Source organism: Mesorhizobium sp. 10J20-29, assembly GCF_054130485.1.
The window spans coordinates 4,963,919-4,983,163 of record NZ_CP199156.1 but is presented as its reverse complement, the minus strand read 5'-3'; the positions used below and the strand labels follow the sequence as shown (position 1 = coordinate 4,983,163).

Sequence of the window (19,245 nt, the reverse complement as noted above, 5' to 3'; positions counted from 1 at the left end):
ATGTGTGATGGGTATCGACGTTGTGAGCCGTCTATGCGACGGATGGGTTGGCCCTTTGGGGGCCAGGCAGCGTGTCGCCGACAGATTGGGGGCGCATCGACTGCCTGAATGTGTTATACGGAGGGTGCCTCCGTTTTGCAAGCGAAAAATGCGTATGCGTAAAAGTAGGGATCAGGACAAGGGAAAGACAAGCCGCAAACCGCGCGCGGATTCGCTGAGAAATCGCGACCTGCTGCTGGTCGCGGCGCGCGATGTCTTTAGCGCCGGGGGCCCGGGTGCCAGCCTCGAGGCAGTGGCAAAGAGGGCGGGCGTCGGCATCGGCACTCTCTACCGTCATTTCCCGACTCGCGAAGCGCTGTTCCAGGCGGTCTATCGCCGTGAGGTCGACCAACTCGTCGAGCTCGCCGCAAAGCTTGCCAGGGAGGAGGCTCCCTTTGAGGCGCTGCGCCACTGGCTGCACGCACAGATCGGCATGGTTGCCACCAAGAAGGGCATGCTGGCCGCGCTGAACCCGGTTCTCGACGGGTCGAGCGACATCTACGCCTGTTCCCAAGCCCGGATCGGTCAGACAGTCGGCGATCTTATGGCGCGCGCCAGTGCCGCCGGCGTCATCCGCGACGACATCGCACCGGAGGATCTCATGCGCGCGGTGATCGGCATGTGCTACACGCGCGAGCAGCCAGGCTGGCAGGATACGGTCATCCGGCTGGTTGACGTATTCCTTGACGGCCTGCGCACCCGCCAGCCCAACAAGGCCGCCGGTTCCTGAGATTTTTGGGCAGAGGCCTCCGCCATTGCCGAAAGCGCGGCACCGGGCGCCCAGGATTCGCTACTGCATATACCAGCCATGGCTGACGACGAGCGACTGGCCGGTCAACGCGTTCGATTTCGCCGCGGCGAAATATAGTACCGCGTCGGCTACGTCGTCGGTCGTCGTGAACTCGCCGTCGACCGTGTCCTTGAGCATTATCGTCTTGATGACCGCTTCCTCGCTGATGCCGAACTCGGCAGCCTGCTCGGGGATCTGCTTGTCGACCAGCGGCGTACGGACGAAACCCGGGCACACGACGTTCGCGGTGACGTTGTGCTCCGCGCCTTCCTTGGCCAACACCTTGGCAAGGCCGATCAGTCCGTGCTTGGCGGTAACGTAGGGAGCCTTCAGCTTGGAAGCCTCCTTGGAATGCACTGAACCCATGTAGACGACGCGGCCGTAATTGGCCTTGTACATGTACTTCAGGCAGGCCCGAGTGGTCAGGAACGCACCGTCGAGATGGATCGCCAGCATCTTCTTCCAGTCCGCGAAAGGAAAGTCGACCAAGGGCCTGACGATCTGAATGCCGGCATTGCTTACCAGGATGTCGACCTTGCCGTATCTCTCAACGACCTCCGCGACACCCGTTTCCACCGCTTCCTCGTCGGTGACGTTCATTGCCACGGCGTAAGCCTCTCCGCCCTTGGCCCCTATCTCGCCGGCCGTCGCCTTCGCGGCATCGAGATTGAGGTCGGCGATTACGGGGATGCCGCCCTCCGCCGCCAGCCTGAACGCGATCTGCCTGCCAATGCCGCTCGCGGCGCCCGTGACGATCGCTACTTTTCCATCGAACCGTGACATTCAGTAAACCTTTCCGGGATCATTCATTCGAGAGAGGGTCGGGCGGCGCGAGACATCGCCGTCTGGCCTCTGTGGAGTGGGCATCCATGCTGCGCCGCGCTCGCAGGAGGCCCAATTCTATCGCAGTGCAACATAGGGCGAGTCGTCCTTCATGCCCATAAGGGCATCGGGCAGCTTGTTCTGTTCGACCGACCAGTGTTGACGCTGCTCATGCTTGCATCGGCGGGCGCGCCCCGGTTAGACGGTGGCACCGAGGGAGGATTCTGCGTGAGAGGACCGATCCATATGGCGAAGCGACTTGCCCGCCTTGGGCTTTGCCTTGTGGCGCTGGCGGCAGCCTGTTCGATGGCCTCAGGCGCCGATTGGCAGCCGCGTGAGAAGATCGAGACATATGCCGTATCGGGCACGAGCGGGCCGGACCTTTATGCTTCGATAGGTCAGCGGGGGCCGCAGGTCGGGGGTTCGGGCCGCGCCATCGCCTACACCCACTTCAAGCTGACCTGGTCGCGTGACTACCAGCCGCGCGGCGGCGGCTGCACCATCGTCTCGGCGCGGCCGAAGCTGATCATAACCTATACGCTTCCCAAGGCGGCCGACACGCTTTCGGGCGTTACGCTGCGCAACTGGGAGGTCTTCACCGCCGGGGTGCGAGAGCACGAAAAGATTCACGGCAAGATCATCGAGGAGATGGTCAGGAAGATCGAGGCCTACTCGGTCGGGTTGAGCGTCGCCGACGATCCAAAATGCAGCAAGATCCGCAAGGTGTTGACCGAGCGCCTGACGCAGCTGTCGCTCGAACAGCGCCAGCGCAGCCGCGATTTCGACCGCGACGAGCTTGGCAATAACGGCAATATCCAGCAACTCGTGCTGATGCTGGTGAATGGCGGCTGAAGCGCCAAGACTACGGTTTACATAGAGATTTCCGTCGATTGCCTTTATGAAGCAGTCCTTCATCGCGCAGTTCTGCGATGTCGGGACCGGGGGTTGTAGTGGTGTTGCGTGCTTGGATCCGAAACTTCAGGGAGACCCATTTCTTCCGGCTGAAGCTTGCCGTGACGGCTGCCAAACGACGCCGCATGACGCGGACCCGCTTCATCGCCATCACCGGCAGCTCGACCAAGTCGACGACCTCGGCGATCCTGCGCAGGATAGTTTCCGAGCGCCACACGGTGGCGTTCAACGAGTTCAGCAACGGCATCAGTTCGATAGCGCGCACCATACGCAAGGCGCCCCAGGACGTCGATTTCGTAGTCCTGGAAGTGGCGGCGGGACAGGGAACGAGCGTCGAGCGGGGCGCGCAACTCTCGCGGCCACACGTGGCGATCGTCACGATGATCGACCTCGAGCACTATTCGGCGTTCCGGACCCGCGAAGCGGTGGCACATGAGAAGGGCCACCTGGTCGCGGCTCTGCCCGCTGATGGCATCGCGTTCCTCAATGCCGATGACGCATACGTCATGTCGATGGCTGCACGCACCTCGGCTCGGGTCGTGTCCTTCGGGCTGGGCGAGGGCGCCGACTACCGCGCGACGAACGTCGAGTTCGACATGCAGCGTGGCCTGCGCATGTCGATCATCGGTCCGACCCGCAGCCTCGACGTCTCGGCACCACTGTTCGGCAAGCATTTCTACCTTCCCGTGCTGGCATCCGTGGCTTGTGCGCTTGAACTGGGCATCCCGGATGACGAGATCGTCGCCGCGGTGGCTTCCTACCAGGGCATGATAAACCGGTGCGGCGTCCTGCCGGTCGACAAGGGCCCAGTCTTCGTTTGCGACACCCAGAAGGCGCCGTATCATTCGGTCACTCTGCCCATGGATGCGCTGGCCGGGACCGACGCTCCGCGCAAGACAGTCGTCATCGGCCAGATTTCCGACTTTCCCGGCAACGCGCAACGCAAATACACAGAGGCAATCTCGTTCGCCGCTTCGATCGCAGACCGGGTCTATGCCGTCGGGCCCAACGCCCATAAGGGGAAGGCCAGGTTCGAGCGCGAGGGGGTCGAGTTCGCACGGTTCGACAGTCTGGAGGCACTGGCGGCGCATTTGCGCGAAACCGCTATCGAGGGCGAGATAATCCTGCTGAAGAGCGCTCAGAACCTTCATCTAGAACGCCTGGCCATCTCCTTCCTCGCGCCTGTTCGCTGCTGGAGTGAGTTGTGCGGGCAGTCTGGAAGCTGCTTTGGCTGCCGAATGCACGGGATCCCCCGCTCCGAGCAACCGATGAAACGAGGGGCGCGACACCGTTTGAGGGCCCGCCTCGACGACGGCAAGGCTGTATGGCGGGAGGGCAGTCTGTTTGCGCGCTACATGGCCATGTCTGCCGACCGGCGGCCGCCCAAACTGTAGCGACAACGCCGGGCCGCGCGCTTCAGGTCTCGTGCAGGGTGGGTTCCGTTGACGGTTCCGATTCTCCTGGCTTGCGTACTCCCCAGTCGGTCCACACCGCTCGGTTGCGTCGGCTCTCCTGCCGGATCAGGTCGTTTGCGCGCCAGCCCGCCGAAGTCGCATAGGGCCGGTTGTGGTGCTGGTGCACCGCGATGGCGTCGTAGCGAACGCTCAGCCCCTTGATGCCATAGTTGCTCATCCGCTCGCCAAGTTCGCGGTCCAGACCGCCATAGGTCATCCGCTCGTCGAAGCCGTTGACGGCCAGGACGTCCTCGCGCCAGGCTGAGGTATTGTGGCCGTTGAAGCTCGGGCGCGTGGTGGTCAGGCGGCGCGCCAGGGCAACCAGCAGGCGGCTGGCATTGACCTTGCCGATCATGCGCGGGCGTTCCCGGTTGCGGGCAAGCCAGGCCGGATCGAAGATGGTCTGGTTCTTGATGTCAGCCTCGCCGACCTGGTCGGTGGCTTCGGCTGACAGATACTCGACGCCGCCTGACAGGAAGAACCGCGGCCGCGCCCTGGCTATGTGCATGGCGACGAAATCGCTGCGTGGAATGCAATCGCCGTCGGTGAACAGGAGATAGCTGCCGGCGGCGGCGTCGATCGCCTTGTTCAGGATGGCCGGCTTGCGAAATCCCTCGTCCGGCTGCCAGACGTGGCGTACCGGAAAGGGCGCGGAAAGGCCAAACTTCTCGACCAGCTCGCGCGTATCGTCGGCAGAGCCGTCATCGGCGACGATCAGTTCTGCCAGCGGGGCAGTCTGGACGGCAAAGCCGCTCAGCGTGCGCATCAGGTGAAGGGGGCTGTTGTAGGTCGAAACGATGACCGTGACGGCTGGCTGGCTGTGGGCGTTCATTGAGAGTTGTTGCTGGACCACAAAACGAGTGTCAGAAGGTCTGGATGCGCACCGTGGCCGCACCTCCGAGCCGGCTATCGCCTCATTCCTATTACAGTTTCGGTTCATACACCATCGTCAACAGGGGGCGTGTCGTGTACTGGGCCGGCATTCGTGCTGTCGCGGCAACACGGGTTGTACATTCCCATCTAGGCGCGGGAGAATCGCAGAGTGGTCAAGTCGAGCCTCGGTTCGGGCATCCGTACGCTCCTTGTTCAGCAATTCTGGTGGGCCCTGCTCGTGCCTGCGGACCGGATGGGCTACGATCGGCGCGGACTGCATACAGCGCTGAAAGTACGGGCGCACGCGCGGCTAGACCGCGAGGTCCATATCGGCCTGCTGACCGGCGGGTTGCGATTCCCCAACATCATCGACCTGCACGCCTACTGGGCGAACGAGCGGCTGGAGCGTTGCCGGGTTTCGGTCGATCCGGATCCCTCGACCGCCGACGTGCTCTGGATCTACAGCCAGGATCCGCTGCCGCCGGACAGGCTGCGCAGCATCAAGGATGCAATCGCGCGGGCAAGGCCGGGAACGCCGGTGATAAACGGCCCGGAAGCCTACGACTTCTATCATGCCGAGGACGCCTTCCGCCGGCTCGAGGCTGCAGGCGTTCCGGTGCCGCGCAGCCGGTTCGGACCGGCCGACCACGGCGTCAAGGTCATCTGGAAGCCGGTCGGGGTGCAGTCCACAACGCGCGGGCCGGTCGCCTATGAAGGCGATATCGCCGGGGAGCGTCCGTTCGAGTATCTCGACGTCGCTGAGGCGGACGGGGGCTTTGCGCGCTACCGCGCCTGCTATTTCCTCGGCGAGGTATTCGCCGCGTCCTGCATGCGGGCAGACGAGCCGATCGTGCGCTACCGCAACGCCCGCAAGATCGACGCGACGTGGCTGCTGACACCCGCCGAGATCGGCCACATCCGGCGGATCGCCGAAGTGTCGGGGCTCGATTTCTTCACCGTCGACTTCCTGCGCCGGCCGGCGGACCAGTCGCCGGTCTTCGTCGACATCAACAGCTTCACGATGTTCAAGGATTCCTCGCCGCCCGGCCACTACGGCCACCGGCACGATTTCGACAGGCTGCGGCCGGTTGACGGAGGCCCGAAAGGCGCATGGCGCGGCGTGGAGCAGCGGATTCTCGACCTGGTCAGGCGTCCTCGGACTTCGTCCTGACACCTTCCCAGCCGCGCCACTGGTCAGGATAGGCTTCTACAAGCGGCTCGAGATAGCGGGCGTAGGCGATGGCGGCGTCTTCAAAACTTTCATGCCGTGACGTACCGACAGAATGAGGTGGCGCCACGGCGACGAGATAGTCGGCGAAGGGCTCGCGCTCCACGACCTGGACCGGCAGGATGGCTGCCCCCGTCCGCCTCGCGATGTTGAACGGCGTTGTTGCCACCGGCAGCAGCGCTGACTTGCCGAAGGGCACCCAGCAGCGCTGACGGCCGATATAGGCATTGTTGGTGATGCGCACGATCTCGTTGCGCGCGAGGCAGCGCGTGACTTCCCGGGTCGCGGTCAGGGCAGAGCCGGCGTCGAACTCGATGCGTCCGCGCACCAGCGGAATCTCGGCGGCCAGCTGAATGGGATTGAGAAAGCGGCGGCCGAGGCGCGAGGACGAAAAGCCGTGGTCTACCGATGACATCTGCCACGCTTGATAGCCGAGGTCCGAGAAGGCCCGCTTTCCGATCACCGGGTGGTGGATGAAGTTGTCGAGCCAAAGGATCGTCCCGTTTCCGGCCGCGATCGCCCGGTCGAGATGCTCGCGCCCTGTCAGTTCGATTCGTGGCTTCCAGCCAGGGCAATAGCGGCTGGCCAGGATGGAGATGCGCCTGCGGTTGACCGCGGCGCGATAGGCACGCCACATTCGCAATACCGCCTCGTCGTCAGCGCCTTGCACCGCCTTGACGCGGCCGGCGAAGCGCTTGAAGCGCGAAGAGCGTCGACCCTTTCCGAACCGTGTGGCGCCTTCTGCAAAGCCCGCCCACTCGGATGCCGGCGTTGTCGCGATGACGATCCGGAACAGGGCGAGCAAGGCCGATTCGCGCAGGTCGGCGCCGCGCCACAGCCTCAGCTTCTTGGGCTTGAGGCCTGCGTCGCGCTGGGCGTGTCGATCGTCATCAGCCATGCGGTTCCGGACGGGGTTTCGGGCACGTCGATTCAGACGGCTTCGACTAGGCTTCTGTCAATCCCTGCCGCATCGCCTCCAGCACGGTGACCGCCGATGCCGCACCCGGGTCCATGTGGCCGATGGAGCGGTCGCCGAGGCGCGCCGAACGCCCCTTGGCGGCGACCATCGCCTTCGTTGCCTCTGCGCCCTCATTGGCGGCGACGACTGCCGCTTCCAATACTTGCGCCAGCGGTTTGCCAGCCGCGAAAGCCGCGCCAGCAGCGTCGGCTGCCGGCACCCAGGCGTCGATCATCGTCTTCTCGCCGATCTCGGCCTTGCCACGGTCCTGGATGCCCTTTGCCATTGCCTGCAGCGCCGCGACCAAGTCTGCCTCTTCGAGCGCCGGCTTACCTTTCACCGCAGCGCCGGCGCGCATGAAAGCGGTCGCATAGAGCGGGCCTGATGAAGCGCCGACCGCGTTGAGGAAGGATTTCGCCGCGGTGTTGAAGACAGCCGTGGGGTCGAGCCCCAAGACGTCGAGGCTGGCCAGCGTATCGCGCACGGCCGAGAAGCCAAGCTCCATCGCGATGCCGTGGTCCGCATCGCCGATGACGCCGTCGAGCTGGCAGAGCCTGTCCTTGTCGGCGTCGAGCGCCGCAGCGACCTGGTTGAACATGCGAACGAGGTGAGAGGAATCGATTGTTGTCATGGTCTTCCTCCTTCAGCCGGCCCGGAACATGGCGCAATCGCACGGATGGTCGAGCATGGTCTGCAATTCGTCGTCGAGGTGGAACAGAGTCACCGACGCTCCCGCCATCTCCAGCGAAGTGCAATAATGTCCGACCCAGGTTGCGTGCCCCGAGACGCCGATATCGGCCAGGCGCTCCGCCACACGGCGATTCATGATGTAGAGCTCCATCAGCGGCGTCGAGCCGAGTGAATTGACCAGCACCGCGACCCGGTCGCCCTTCGCCGGTTGCATTTCCTCGAGAATCCGGTCGAGCATCGCGTCGGTAATGGCGTCTGCCGTTCGCAGCGTGCCGCGCTCGACGCCGGGTTCGCCATGGATGCCCATGCCGATTTCCATCTCGTCCTCGCCGATCTCGAAGTTCGGCTTGCGGGTCTGCGGCAGCGAACAGGGACCGAGCGCCACTCCCATCGTGAAGGTGCGCTCATTGGCCTTGCGGGCAATGCGCTCGCATTCATCGAGCGACAGCATCATGTCTGCCGCCGCGCCCGCCGCCTTGAAGACGAAGAAATTGCCGGCAACGCCGCGCCGCTTTTCGACCTGGTCGCGTGGCGCGGAAGCGACATCGTCGGTGGTCAGCACGGTGCGCACCTCGATGTCGTCCATCGCTGCCATCTCGGCCGCCATGTCGAAGTTCATCACGTCGCCGGCATAGTTGCCGTACATGAACAGCACGCCTGCGCCGCCGTTCACTGCCTTGGCGCATTCCAGGATCGGGTCAGGCGGCGGCGAGGCGAAGACGTTGCCGACGGCCGCCGCATCGGCAAGGCCCTTGCCGACAAAGCCGAGAAAGGTCGGCTCGTGTCCCGAACCGCCACCGACGACGATACCCACCTTTCCAGGCCGGGGTCCGTCGCGTGCGATGACTGAACGCGGGCTGCCTTCGACGCTTGCGAGGTGCTTCGGATGCGCGGCCAGTATGCCGGCGAGCATTTCGTCAACGGCGTTCTTTCCTTCGTTGATGATCTTCTTGGTCTGCGTCACGAGCTGCTTTTCCTCCCCGAAGCGATTTTCCGTGCGGGAACTTGTCATCCAGTGCCTTGAAAGAAAAGCTGTTTTGGAACCCAAGGGCGGATTCTTGGCGTTGGGGCGGGATTTTTGTCCACGTTTGCCGTATATGACGGCGTCCCGGAAATGGCCGGACCGCTGGCGGCGCAGGGAGCCTGCACAGCAGGCCGCAGAACGCGGTATCCGGCAAGCAAGCAGGAAATAGCTACGACATGACAGTACATCAGAATTTCATCGGCGGAGACTGGACCGGCGGACAGGAAGCCGGCGACAACATCAACCCCTCCGATACCGGCGACGTGGTCGGCCGCTATGCCCGCGCCACGCGGCAGCAGGCGGAGGAAGCGATCGCGGCCGCGCGCGCGGCTTTCCCTGCCTGGGCGCGCTCCGGAATCCAGCAGCGACACGACATTCTGGCCAAGGTCGCTGCCGAAATCCTGGCCCGCAAGGAAGAACTCGGCGGGTTGCTTGCCCGCGAAGAGGGCAAGACACTGCCGGAAGCCATCGGCGAGGTGGCGCGTGCCGGGCAGATCTTCGACTTCTTCGCCGGCGAGGTGCTGCGTCTGGCCGGCGAAAAGATCGCCTCGACAAGACCGGGCGTCGAAGTCGAGGTGACGCGCGAGCCAGTCGGCGTCATCGGCATCATCACGCCTTGGAACTTCCCTATCGCCATTCCGGCCTGGAAGATCGCGCCGGCGCTCGCCTATGGCAATTGCGTCGTGTTCAAGCCGGCAGACCTGGTGCCTGGCTCGGCCTGGGCACTGGCTGACATCATCATTCGCGCCGGCGTGCCGGCAGGCGTCTTCAACCTCGTCATGGGCCGCGGTTCGGTAGTCGGCGAGGCGATGCTGAACGACGACCGCATCGACGCCATCACCTTCACCGGCTCGGTCGGAACAGGCAAGAAGGTGGCCGTCGCATCGGTCGAGCGGATGCGCAAGTTTCAGCTCGAGATGGGCGGCAAGAACCCGCTCGTCGTGCTGGACGACGCTGATCTCGACATCGCCGTCGACTGTGCCGTCAACGGCGCCTTCTTCTCCACCGGACAGCGTTGCACCGCCTCGTCGCGCCTTGTCGTCACAGAGGGCATCCACGACCGCTTCGTCGCCGCACTGACCGAGCGCCTGAAGGGCCTCGTCGTCGACGACGCCCGCAAGTCCGGCACCCAGATCGGGCCGGTTGTCGACCAGTCGCAGCTCGACCAGGACAACTCCTACATCGAGATCGGCAAGTCCGAGGGCGCCAATCTGGTGTGGGGCGGCGAGCGGCTGAACCGCGAGACGCCGGGCTTCTTCCTGCAGCCCGCGCTGTTCACCGAGACCTCGTCGGAGATGCGCATCAACCGCGAGGAGATTTTCGGCCCGGTGGCGAGCGTGATGCGGGTGAAGAACTACGAGGAGGCCCTCGAAGCCGCCAACGACACGCCGTTCGGCCTGTCGTCGGGCATCTGCACGACCAGCCTGAAGCACGCTACGCACTACCGGCGCAACGCCGAGGCCGGCATGGTCATGGTCAACCTGCCGACGGCCGGCGTCGATTATCACGTCCCGTTCGGCGGCCGGAAGGGTTCTTCCTACGGTCCGCGCGAGCAGGGTCGCTACGCGGCGGAATTCTACACCACGGTCAAGACGGCCTACACGCTGCCTTGAACTCCTTCGGCGTCGCCGTCCCAACAGGGCGGCGGCGCCCTTCGAAAAGCGTCAGAGCTCCAGAAAGGCGAGGTCGCAGGGTACGTGGCGTGCCGGTCCTGCGGGCGTGCGAAGCGCGAGCCCGCCCTCGGCAGCTTCGATCTCGGCGATCTCTCCGTCGCCCTCCCAGGGCAGCGAGCCGATGATGTGGCGCGTCTCGATGCTCGCGCCGGCGCGAAGTGGCAGTGCAGTCGGTACGCCGGCTGCATCCAGCGCATTGGGCACCTGCTGCGCGGAATGGCCGAGCAGCGACCTGTTCAGGCCCTCCTCGACGCCAAGCACGTCGACATGGCGTCCGTTCCACGGAGCGTAGTCGCGCCCGCCATTTGAGAACCACAGCATCGTCATTGGCAGCCGCGCTGCATTGCGCAGGCTGAGAAACAGGTCGGCCTCGCCGTTTCGTGCGACCGTCGTCCAGCCAAACGAGCGGCCGGGCGCCTCGACTCCGACGGCAAAATCCTCGTGGCGCTGGCCGACGGGGTAGCGCGTCAGGTCGCCTGTGCTGCCGTCGGCGAGGGGGAAATGTCGGGCATCTTCGGAGACCGCCGGATAGGCCAGCAGGCCGCGGCCTCGTGCCGGATCGGGCTCCAGTCCGGTCGCTGGCGTTTCCCACCAGCGTTTCGGCGAAAAGCTCAACCTTGCGCCATGCGGCAGGCTGAGCATCGCGTGGTTGGCCACGGCGATTTCGTCCCCGCGCCCGCCCGTGAAGACATGGCGCTGGTAGACAAAGGGGTGCCTGTCGACGAGCCGCAACTCCTTGACCAGTGTCGCCCCCATCACCGGCCGTTCGAGGCTGAAGCGTGCCACGGTCGCCTCACCCTCTCGCACTGTGCCTAGCGAAGACCACGGACTGTTGGCCGGCCAGCCATGCCCCGGCGCGCCATCGGCAGAGGCGTCGCCGAAGGGCGCACAGAAGAAGTCGCCTGCCAGGCGGCCGAGATGCGGTGCTGCATCGGGTGGCATCTGTTCGCCGTACCACGGCGCCTTGTGCAGCATCGAGATTGTCCGGCCATCGCGCACGACGCGCAGTTCGGCGATCATGCCGAAGGTGCGGTCGAACCCCACCGAAATCCCGTCGGCCTCGATCATAGTCAGTGCTGACACTGCGCGCTCCTGTCCCTGTGCAACGCCCGGTTCGCCGGCCCAGTTCTTTCTTTCGCTGCACGGTGTAGCGCTTTCCCGGGCTCGAATGGAAGGCCGATCTGGCGCATGACAGGAGAGCGGGCGCCTGCTCGCGGCGCGGGCCAGCAGCGGCTGCTCGGATCGACCCAAATGCCCGGATGCCGCAGCGTCATTGACTCCATGAGGGCGACAGTTGATCAATTGTCTCCAATTGGGGGCGGGGGGAGTCGAGTACGGCGCCCGCCGTAAGCGATACTGAATGCAATTGCGTCTGTTCCGACATCCCGGATCCGTCGGCATAGCCATTGCCCGGCTGGCCGGACTCGGCCTGCTGGTGCTGCTCGTGGCGATCAGGATCGCCGATCCGCTCTTCCTGTCGACCATGCGCAACCAGAGTTTCGACCTCTACCAGCGCCTCAACCCGCGGCCGCAGGTCAAGCAACCGGTCGTCGTTGTCGATATCGACGAGAAGAGCCTGGCCGGCGTCGGGCAATGGCCCTGGCCGCGCTCCGTCGTCGCCAAGCTTGTCGACCGTCTGACCGCTATGGGCGCGGTGGCGATCGGCTTCGACATCGTATTCGCCGAGCCTGACAGGCTTTCGCCGGACAGGATCGCCGAAGACAATGCCGGTCTTTCACCGGAGGTGAAGGCTGACCTGCTGACCTTGCCCTCCAACGAGATCCTTCTCGCCGAGGCGATCGGGCGTTCGCGCGTCGTGGTCGGCGAGACCAGCGTGCGCCACGGCGATGCCTCCGGTGGCGAAGCGCCTCCGGCTCAGGAAATCCCCGAGGTGCCGCACGCCGCACTCGGCGCCGACCCGACACCCTTCCTGCTGAAGTTTCCGCGCCTGGTGCAGAACCTGAAGGTGATCTCCGACGCAGCGGCCGGCCACGGCATGTTCACCGTCGAGCCCGATCCGGACGGCATCTACCGGCGCATGCCGCTGGTCATGATGGTGCAGGAGAAGATGCGGCTCGGCCTGTCGGCGGAGCTGCTGCGCATCGCAACCGGCGGCCAGGCCTTCGCAACGCGCACCGACGACGCCGGCATTTCCGGCATCGTGGTGGGCGGCGTTTTCGTGCCGACCGACGGCAGCGGCAAGGTGCATCCCTGGTTCAACGGGTCGGATCGCTCGCGTTACGTCTCGGCGGGCAGCGTGCTCGACGGTTCGGCGCCGGTCGAGCGCATCGCAGGGCACATGGTGCTGGTCGGAACGTCCGCCGTCGGTCTCGAGGATTTTCGTGCCACGCCGGTCGCGGCCTTCATGCCGGGCGTCGAGATCCATGCCCAGATCATCGAGAACATCCTTACCCAGCAGTTCCTGTTCCGGCCCAACTTTGCCATCGGCATGGAAGTCGTCATCGTGGTGCTGCTCGGCCTTATAATCATCTGGCTGGTGCCGCGTACCGGCGCCATCTACTCCTTCGTCGCTGCGGTCTCGGTCACCGTCATCGTGGTCGGCGGATCGATCTGGGCCTTCAAGGCGAAGCATCTGCTGATCGACGCGACCTTCCCGACAGTGGCCATCGCCGCCGTCTTCGTCATCATGGCGACGGCCAACTACATCCGAGAGGAACAGCAGAAGCGGCAGATCCGCAGCGCCTTCGGGCAGTATCTGTCGCCGGCGCTGGTCGATCGTCTCGCCGACAATCCGGACCAGCTCGTGCTCGGCGGCGAGACGCGCGACCTGACGCTGCTCTTCACCGACGTGCGCGGCTTCACCACCATCTCGGAAAGCTACAAGGCCAATCCGCAGGGCCTCACCCGGCTGATGAACCACTTCCTCACCGCGCTGTCCAAGGCGATCCTCGACCGCGACGGCACGATCGACAAGTACATGGGCGACGCCATCATGGCGTTCTGGAACGCACCGGTCGATCTCGCCGACCACGCGCTGCGAGCCTGCTACGCAGGGGTCGACATGATCCGCCGCGTCGACGAGCTCAACGTCTCGCGCCGCAAGGCCGTGGAGGAAGGCCTGGACGAGCCCTTCCACGAAATCAACATCGGCATCGGCATCAACACCGGCCAGTGCGTCGTCGGCAACATGGGCAGCGACATGCGCTTCGACTACACCGCGCTCGGCGACACGGTGAACCTCGCCTCGCGGCTGGAGGGGCAGTCGAAGCCCTATGGCGTGCCGATCATCCTCGGCGACAACACGGCAGCGATCGTCTCGCCCAGGGTCGCGACGATGGAAATCGACCAGATCAGGGTCAAGGGCAAGCTGGAACCGGAGCGTATCCACGCCCTGATCGGGCTTGAGGACATGCTGCAGAACCAGGATTTCGTGGCTCTCGAGGCGGTCAATCGGCGCATGCTCGCAAGCTATCGCGGGCAGGAGTGGCAGACTGCCCTCGATGCGCTTGTCGAGATCGGACCGCTGGCCGAGCGCGTCGGCTTCGGGGTCAAGGAGTATCTCGCCATCTACCGGGCACGCATCGAGGAATTCAGGGCGAACCCGCCCGGCTCGGACTGGGATGGCGTCTACACGGCTTCGAGCAAATGACGCCGTGGGCCGGAAGCAATGTGCCGTTACGGAACAAATTTGTCACATTGTTCGCGCGCATGGCGGCCGGGCAGGCCGCCTGCGCTGTCCAACCCAGCCAAAATGGGCTATGACGTAGGGGCTTTGGGGGTTTGCGTGCATGTTCTGGCGTGGTTTCACACAAACATCGTTGCTTGGGGTGCTGCTCTTGGCGGGGCCGGCGCAGGCCATGTCGCTACGCGAGGCGGTGCAGCAGGCCGTTCTCACCAATCCCCGCATCGAGGCATCGCAGGCCAACCAGCGCGCCACCCGCTACGGGCTCGACCAGGCTAAAGGCAGGCTGCTGCCGGAGATTGAACTCAACGCCGACGTAGGCGCCCAGCGCATCGACCGGCCGGAGGGAATTGCGCCCGAAACCAATGACATGTGGCGCAACCGCCGCCAAGCGACGCTGAGCATCCGGCAGGTACTGTTCGACGGCTGGGACAGGGCGAACGACATATACCGCAGCCAGGCGACGATATCGGCCGCATCCTATCGCGTGCTGGTGCGCTCGGAAGCTGTCGGCCTGTCGAGCGTCGAGGCCTATATCGACGTGGTGCGCCACAACGACCTTCTCGCCCTGGCGCAGGACAATGTCCGCCGCCACAGGGCACTGCTGCAGATCATCCGCGAACGCTTCGAAGGCGGCAAGTCGCCGATCGGCGATCTCGAACAGACGATCGAACGGGTCGAGGCGGCCAAGGCACTGGTCGCCCAGATCAAGGTTGCCCAGGCCGGCGCCTATGCCAAGTTCAAGAATTTCGTCGGCACCACGCCATCGACCCTTCAGGCCGTTTCCTACGCGCGGGGCATCCCCAAGAGGCTTGCCGAGGTGAACAGCATGGCGCTGCACAACAACCCGCGGGTCAAGGCCGCCATCGCCGAGACGGATGCAAGCTATTTCGAGCAGCAGCAGTTCCGCTCGACGCTGTTTCCCCAGGTCTACCTCGAGGGCAGCGCAACGCGCGGCGAGGACCTTGAGGGCACCGAAGGCCGCAATGACGAGCTCAACGGCCGCGTCGTGCTGCGCTGGAAGCTCTTCGACGGCGGCGTGCGGCGCAACCGGGTCGCCGAACTCGGCGAACGCCATTCCGAAAAGATCGCCGAGCAGTTGATCCTTGGCCGCCAGCTCACGCAGGAAGTCGAGACGGCATGGGCCCGTCTGGTGGAAGGCCGCGCCCAGGTCGAGGCGATCCGGGTGGAGTCCAACCAGGACGCCAAGGTCGTTGCCACCTACAAGGACGAATACAACGCCAACAAGCGCAGTCTTCTCGACGTGCTGGATGCCGAAAACGCACGCTTCAGCTCGCAATTCGAACTGTCCAACGTCGAGGCGCTGCACATTTTCTCCAGCTACGAGCTGCTGGCCCTGATGGGCAAGCTGCTCGAAAATCTCGACGTCAACGCGCCCGATCTCCCCGAGCTCGAAAACGCGCCTCTGCCCGGCATCTTCTCGAGCTCTACGACGACCGGCTACTCGATACCGTCGCTGAGCCAGAGGTAGGGGGCGCGGTTCCTGATAGAGCGACCATTGCCAAGCGGATCAAGGTAACAGGTGGAGCAGCGAGAGAGATTTCTTGAAGACCCGGCCGGTACCCATGCCGGCACGACGGAAATCCACGATCCTCTGCTGGCCGCGCTCGAATTTCTCGCGGGGCATCACGGACTACCCTTCTCGAAATCCGCCGTACTGCGCGGATTGCCGCTGCGCGACGGCTTGCTGACGCTCGATCTTTTCGCCCGCGCCGCCGACCGGCTCGGTCTCGACGCCAAGATCGTGGAGCGCAAGCCCTCGCAGGTGTCTGGCCTGGTCTGCCCCTTCGTCGTCCTGCTGAAGTCCGGAGATGTCGGCATCCTGCTCGAAAGGCGGCAGGGCGACCGTAAGGTTCCGGTCGTCGTTCCGGGCGTCTCCGATACCAAGAAGATGCGGCTGCGAGACCTCGACCGCGAGGCCCTCGACACCGTCATCTATATCGCCGACCGGCGGCAGCAGGAGGCCGTCGCGACCGATGCCTCGCTCATGCGCAGCGCCCCCGGCCACTGGTTGTGGTCGGTGGTCATTCGCTTCTGGCCGACCTGGGCCTACATCGTCTTCGCCGCGCTGGTCATCAACCTGCTCGGCCTGGCGCTGCCCCTCTTCGTGATGAACGTCTACGACCGCGTCATCCCCTACAACTCGACGGCGACGCTGTGGGCGCTTGCCGCCGGTGTCCTGATCGCACTCTTCTCGGACTTCGTCCTGCGCATGCTGCGCGCCACGGTGATCGAGAATTCCGGCCGGCGCGTCGACATGAAGGTCTCGGCCAGCCTGTTCGAACAGGCGCTTGACGCCACCATGTCCAGCCGTTCCGGCCGCGCCGGCGAGTTTGCCAACCAGATTCGCGAGTTCGAAACGGTACGCGATTTCTTCACCTCGACCAGCATCACCTCGGCCATCGATCTCCTGTTCATCGGCATCTTCCTCGGCATCCTTTGGATGATCGTCGGACCGCTGGCGCTGGTCCCGTTGCTTGCCGTGCCGGTGGTGCTCCTCATGACGCTGGCCGTGCAGGTGCCGCTGGCCCGCTCGGTCAGCCGCACCCAGGCCACCCAGTCGAACCGCCACGCCATCCTGGTCGAATCCATGGTCAGCATCGAGACCGTTAAGGCGGTAGCCGGCGAGGCCTCGTTGCAGAAAAAGTGGGAAGACGCTGTCGCCGGCTCGGTACGGGCCAGTTCGGCGACCCGCTTCTGGTCGTCGCTGGCGATGTATTTTTCGATGTTCGTGCAGCAGGCCGTCAGCGTGGTCATCATCATCTGGGGCGTCTATCTGGTCGCCGCTGGCGACATCACGATCGGCGCGCTGATCGCCTCGAATATCCTCGCCGGGCGGGTGCTTGCGCCGCTCGGCAACATCGCCATGACGCTGGCGCGCGCACAGACCTCGTTTTCGGCGCTGCGGCAGCTCAACGCGATGATGAAGCTCGACCGCGACCACAAGATGCCGCCGACCTCCGGGGCCATGATCGACCAGGCCAGGATCGAGTTTCGCGAGGTCGATTTTTCCTATGGCCAGCACCAGGCAAAGGCGTTGAACGGCGTGTCGCTCAAGATCGCGCCGGGCGAGCGCGTCGGCATCGTCGGCAGGGTCGCGTCCGGCAAGTCGACGCTCGGCAAGCTGCTCGCTGGACTCTATCCCTGCGACGGCGGTGCGGTGATCGTCGATGGCACCGATGTCAGGCATCTCTGGATGGCCGACCTGCGCAAGGCCATCGTCTATGTCGGGCAGGAGCCTGAACTGTTTTCGGGGTCGCTCAGCGAAAACATCGTGTTCGGCCGGCAGGAGGACCCAGCCGCCTTCTCGGCCTGTGCGCAGGCGTCTGGGGTAACGGCCTTCGCGCAGGTCAACCCGCTCGGCTACGCCATGCCGGTCGGCGAACGCGGGCGAGCAATCTCAGGCGGCCAGCGCCAGTCCGTGGCGATCGCGCGCGCGCTGTTCGGCCGGCCCAAGGTGCTGTTCCTCGACGAGCCGACCAGCGCCATGGACAATCTGACCGAAGCCGCCTTCATCCGCAGCTTCCGCAACTGGCTGAAGCCGCAATCCACGCTGATCGTCGCGACCCACCGCACTTCGCTGCTCGAACTGGTCGACAGGCTGATCGTCCTCGACGGTGGCAAGGTTGTTGCCGACGGGCCCAAGCAGAAGGTCCTCGCATCCCTGCTGAAGGGCAAGGTCGTCGGTGCGCCGGGCACCAAGGCGGCTGTCGATGTCTAACGTCGACATGAACTTTGCCAATGACGCGCGCGGCGCGATCGAGTCCGCGGTGACGCCGGGCGCGTGGAAGATGCTGTTTGCCATTGCCGCCATTCTCGCGGGCGCCGTGCTGTGGGCATCATTCGCCCATGTAGGCAAGATCACGACCGGCGTCGGCCGCGTCATTCCGTCGAGCCAGGTACAGGTGGTGCAGAGCCTGGAGCCGGGCATTGTCGCTCAGATCCTTGTCGAGGAAGGCCAGCGCGTCGAGGCGGGGCAGGGCCTCATACGCATAGACGATACCGGCGCCTCCTCGCGGCTTGGCGAGTTGCGCCAGCAGCAGCGCGCCCTGCGCGCGGAGTTCGACCGGCTCGCGGCGCAGACCGCCGAACTCGACGTCTTCGCCTTTCCGGAAGGACTGGACGCGGAGTCGGAGCCCTTCTACCGCGACCAGAACGCCATCTTTATGGCCGACCGGCGCAAGCTGAACGAGCAGTTGCAGATCAGGCGCCAGCAACTGGTGCAGCGCCGGCAGAGCCTTGAAGAGGCCGAGGCAACGGCACGAAAGCAGGCCGAGACGCTGAAGCTGTCCGAACGCGAGCTCGAACTGGTGCGCAACCTGTTCGACAAGAAGGCGGTGCCGGAATTGGAATTTCTGCGCGTCCAGAAGGCAGTCAGCGAGTTGCGCGGCGACCTCGATATCTGGCAGGCGACAAGGCTGCGGCTGCAGGCTGAAGTGGCCGAGGCGGAGGCGCTGGTCGAGACCGAGAAATCGGCCTTCCTTGCCGAGGTCCAGGCGCGCATCTCGAAGGTCAACACCGACCTCTCGGTGGTGCAGGAGAGCCTCCGCTCGGCAAGCGACAAGGTGCAGCGCGCGATGCTGCGCTCGCCGGTCGCCGGCGTGGTCAACAGCGTCAATGTGGCAACCATCGGCGAGGTCATTCCGGCCGGCGCCAGCATCGTAGAGATCGTGCCGCTCAACGACAGGCTGCTGATCGAGACGCGAATAAGGCCGCAGGACGTCGCTTCCATCCAGCCCGGTTCGAAGGCGACGATCCGGCTCAGCGCCTATGACTACACCAAATACGGCACGCTGCCGGGCATTGTGGAGCGCATCGGCGCCGACACGATCACCGACGAAAACCGCGAAACCTTCTATCAGGTGATCGTCAGCACTGACCCGGATGCGCCCGGAATATCAGATGAAATCAAGGTGATTCCGGGAATGATCGCGATTGTTGACGTGTCCAGCGGCGACCGGACAGTGCTCGAGTACCTTCTCAAGCCGATTCTCAAGATTCGCGATCAGGCGTTTCGTGAGGCTAGATAGACTAAATAGCGATTTACGTTGGGTTAATTCGAACAAGACTTTTGCGATAAGTAAGAATACAGAAAACATTGACCATGAATTCGGGAGT

At 64.5% G+C, this 19,245-nt stretch carries 16 protein-coding genes; 9 read left to right on the top strand and 7 right to left on the bottom strand.

Annotation, left to right across the window (positions count from 1 at the left end; all coding sequences use genetic code 11):
• Nucleotides 1–154: 154 nt before the first annotated feature.
• Nucleotides 155–769, top strand: a complete 615-nt coding sequence (locus tag ACT2BZ_RS23860; protein ID WP_457938329.1) for a TetR/AcrR family transcriptional regulator — start codon at nucleotides 155–157, stop codon at nucleotides 767–769.
• 60 nt (nucleotides 770–829) lie between these two features.
• Here ACT2BZ_RS23860 and ACT2BZ_RS23855 read toward each other — a convergent pair whose 3' ends face one another.
• Nucleotides 830–1,612 carry a 3-hydroxybutyrate dehydrogenase gene (locus ACT2BZ_RS23855; RefSeq protein WP_457938327.1) on the bottom strand — a complete coding sequence of 261 codons (783 nt, stop codon included), beginning with the start codon at nucleotides 1,610–1,612 and terminating at the stop codon, nucleotides 830–832.
• A 285-nt stretch (nucleotides 1,613–1,897) separates the two neighbouring features.
• On the opposite strand from ACT2BZ_RS23855, the gene ACT2BZ_RS23850 reads away from it, so the two are divergent.
• On the top strand, nucleotides 1,898–2,503 hold the full coding sequence (locus tag ACT2BZ_RS23850) for a DUF922 domain-containing Zn-dependent protease (RefSeq protein WP_457938325.1): 606 nt from the start codon (nucleotides 1,898–1,900) through the stop codon (nucleotides 2,501–2,503).
• A gap of 10 nt (nucleotides 2,504–2,513) precedes the next feature.
• On the opposite strand, the gene ACT2BZ_RS23845 is transcribed toward ACT2BZ_RS23850, so the two are convergent.
• Nucleotides 2,514–2,792, bottom strand: a complete 279-nt coding sequence (locus tag ACT2BZ_RS23845; RefSeq protein ID WP_457941457.1) for a hypothetical protein — start codon at nucleotides 2,790–2,792, stop codon at nucleotides 2,514–2,516.
• Between ACT2BZ_RS23845 and ACT2BZ_RS23840 the strand changes: the two genes are divergently transcribed.
• A complete protein-coding gene (locus ACT2BZ_RS23840) occupies nucleotides 2,689–3,957 on the top strand; it encodes a Mur ligase family protein (RefSeq protein ID WP_457938323.1) in 1,269 nt (422 codons plus the stop codon). The two genes, ACT2BZ_RS23845 and ACT2BZ_RS23840, sit on opposite strands and share 104 nt — an antisense overlap.
• Before the next feature lie 22 nt (nucleotides 3,958–3,979).
• Here the strand turns inward: ACT2BZ_RS23840 and ACT2BZ_RS23835 are convergent, their stop codons facing one another.
• On the bottom strand, nucleotides 3,980–4,849 hold the full coding sequence (locus ACT2BZ_RS23835) for a glycosyltransferase family 2 protein (protein ID WP_457938322.1): 870 nt from the start codon (nucleotides 4,847–4,849) through the stop codon (nucleotides 3,980–3,982).
• 210 nt (nucleotides 4,850–5,059) lie between these two features.
• Between ACT2BZ_RS23835 and ACT2BZ_RS23830 the strand changes: the two genes are divergently transcribed.
• A complete protein-coding gene (locus ACT2BZ_RS23830) occupies nucleotides 5,060–6,061 on the top strand; it encodes a hypothetical protein (RefSeq protein WP_457938321.1) in 1,002 nt (333 codons plus the stop codon).
• Here the strand turns inward: ACT2BZ_RS23830 and ACT2BZ_RS23825 are convergent.
• The 3 genes from ACT2BZ_RS23825 to ACT2BZ_RS23815 are packed head-to-tail and all read right to left on the bottom strand — an operon-like array spanning nucleotide 6,036 to nucleotide 8,679.
• A complete protein-coding gene (locus ACT2BZ_RS23825) occupies nucleotides 6,036–7,016 on the bottom strand; it encodes a hypothetical protein (protein WP_457938319.1) in 981 nt (326 codons plus the stop codon). The two genes, ACT2BZ_RS23830 and ACT2BZ_RS23825, sit on opposite strands and share 26 nt — an antisense overlap.
• Before the next feature lie 46 nt (nucleotides 7,017–7,062).
• Nucleotides 7,063–7,707 carry a dihydroxyacetone kinase subunit DhaL gene (gene dhaL / locus ACT2BZ_RS23820; RefSeq protein ID WP_457938318.1) on the bottom strand — a complete coding sequence of 215 codons (645 nt, stop codon included), beginning with the start codon at nucleotides 7,705–7,707 and terminating at the stop codon, nucleotides 7,063–7,065.
• Between the two features lie 12 nt (nucleotides 7,708–7,719).
• Nucleotides 7,720–8,679 carry a dihydroxyacetone kinase subunit DhaK gene (locus tag ACT2BZ_RS23815; RefSeq protein ID WP_457941426.1) on the bottom strand — a complete coding sequence of 320 codons (960 nt, stop codon included), beginning with the start codon at nucleotides 8,677–8,679 and terminating at the stop codon, nucleotides 7,720–7,722.
• Between the two features lie 287 nt (nucleotides 8,680–8,966).
• Between ACT2BZ_RS23815 and ACT2BZ_RS23810 the strand changes: the two genes are divergently transcribed.
• Nucleotides 8,967–10,403, top strand: coding sequence for an aldehyde dehydrogenase family protein (locus ACT2BZ_RS23810; RefSeq protein WP_457938317.1), 1,437 nt, complete (start codon nucleotides 8,967–8,969; stop codon nucleotides 10,401–10,403).
• A 51-nt stretch (nucleotides 10,404–10,454) separates the two neighbouring features.
• Here the strand turns inward: ACT2BZ_RS23810 and ACT2BZ_RS23805 are convergent, their stop codons facing one another.
• On the bottom strand, nucleotides 10,455–11,546 hold the full coding sequence (locus tag ACT2BZ_RS23805; protein ID WP_457938316.1) for a hypothetical protein: 1,092 nt from the start codon (nucleotides 11,544–11,546) through the stop codon (nucleotides 10,455–10,457).
• A 277-nt stretch (nucleotides 11,547–11,823) separates the two neighbouring features.
• Here ACT2BZ_RS23805 and ACT2BZ_RS23800 point away from each other — a divergent pair, with 277 nt between their 5' ends.
• The 4 genes from ACT2BZ_RS23800 to ACT2BZ_RS23785 all read left to right on the top strand — a co-directional run bounded on the left by ACT2BZ_RS23800 (nucleotide 11,824) and on the right by ACT2BZ_RS23785 (nucleotide 19,157).
• Complete coding sequence (locus ACT2BZ_RS23800; protein ID WP_457938315.1) at nucleotides 11,824–14,073, top strand: CHASE2 domain-containing protein; 2,250 nt, start codon at nucleotides 11,824–11,826, stop codon at nucleotides 14,071–14,073.
• A 208-nt stretch (nucleotides 14,074–14,281) separates the two neighbouring features.
• Nucleotides 14,282–15,598, top strand: coding sequence for a TolC family outer membrane protein (locus tag ACT2BZ_RS23795; RefSeq protein WP_457938313.1), 1,317 nt, complete (start codon nucleotides 14,282–14,284; stop codon nucleotides 15,596–15,598).
• Between the two features lie 51 nt (nucleotides 15,599–15,649).
• Nucleotides 15,650–17,848, top strand: a complete 2,199-nt coding sequence (locus tag ACT2BZ_RS23790; RefSeq protein ID WP_457938312.1) for a type I secretion system permease/ATPase — start codon at nucleotides 15,650–15,652, stop codon at nucleotides 17,846–17,848.
• Nucleotides 17,841–19,157 (top strand): HlyD family type I secretion periplasmic adaptor subunit, encoded by a 1,317-nt coding sequence (locus tag ACT2BZ_RS23785; RefSeq protein WP_457938311.1) that lies wholly within the window; start codon nucleotides 17,841–17,843, stop codon nucleotides 19,155–19,157. Before ACT2BZ_RS23790 ends, ACT2BZ_RS23785 begins: the two co-directional genes overlap by 8 nt.
• Nucleotides 19,158–19,245 lie beyond the last annotated feature (88 nt).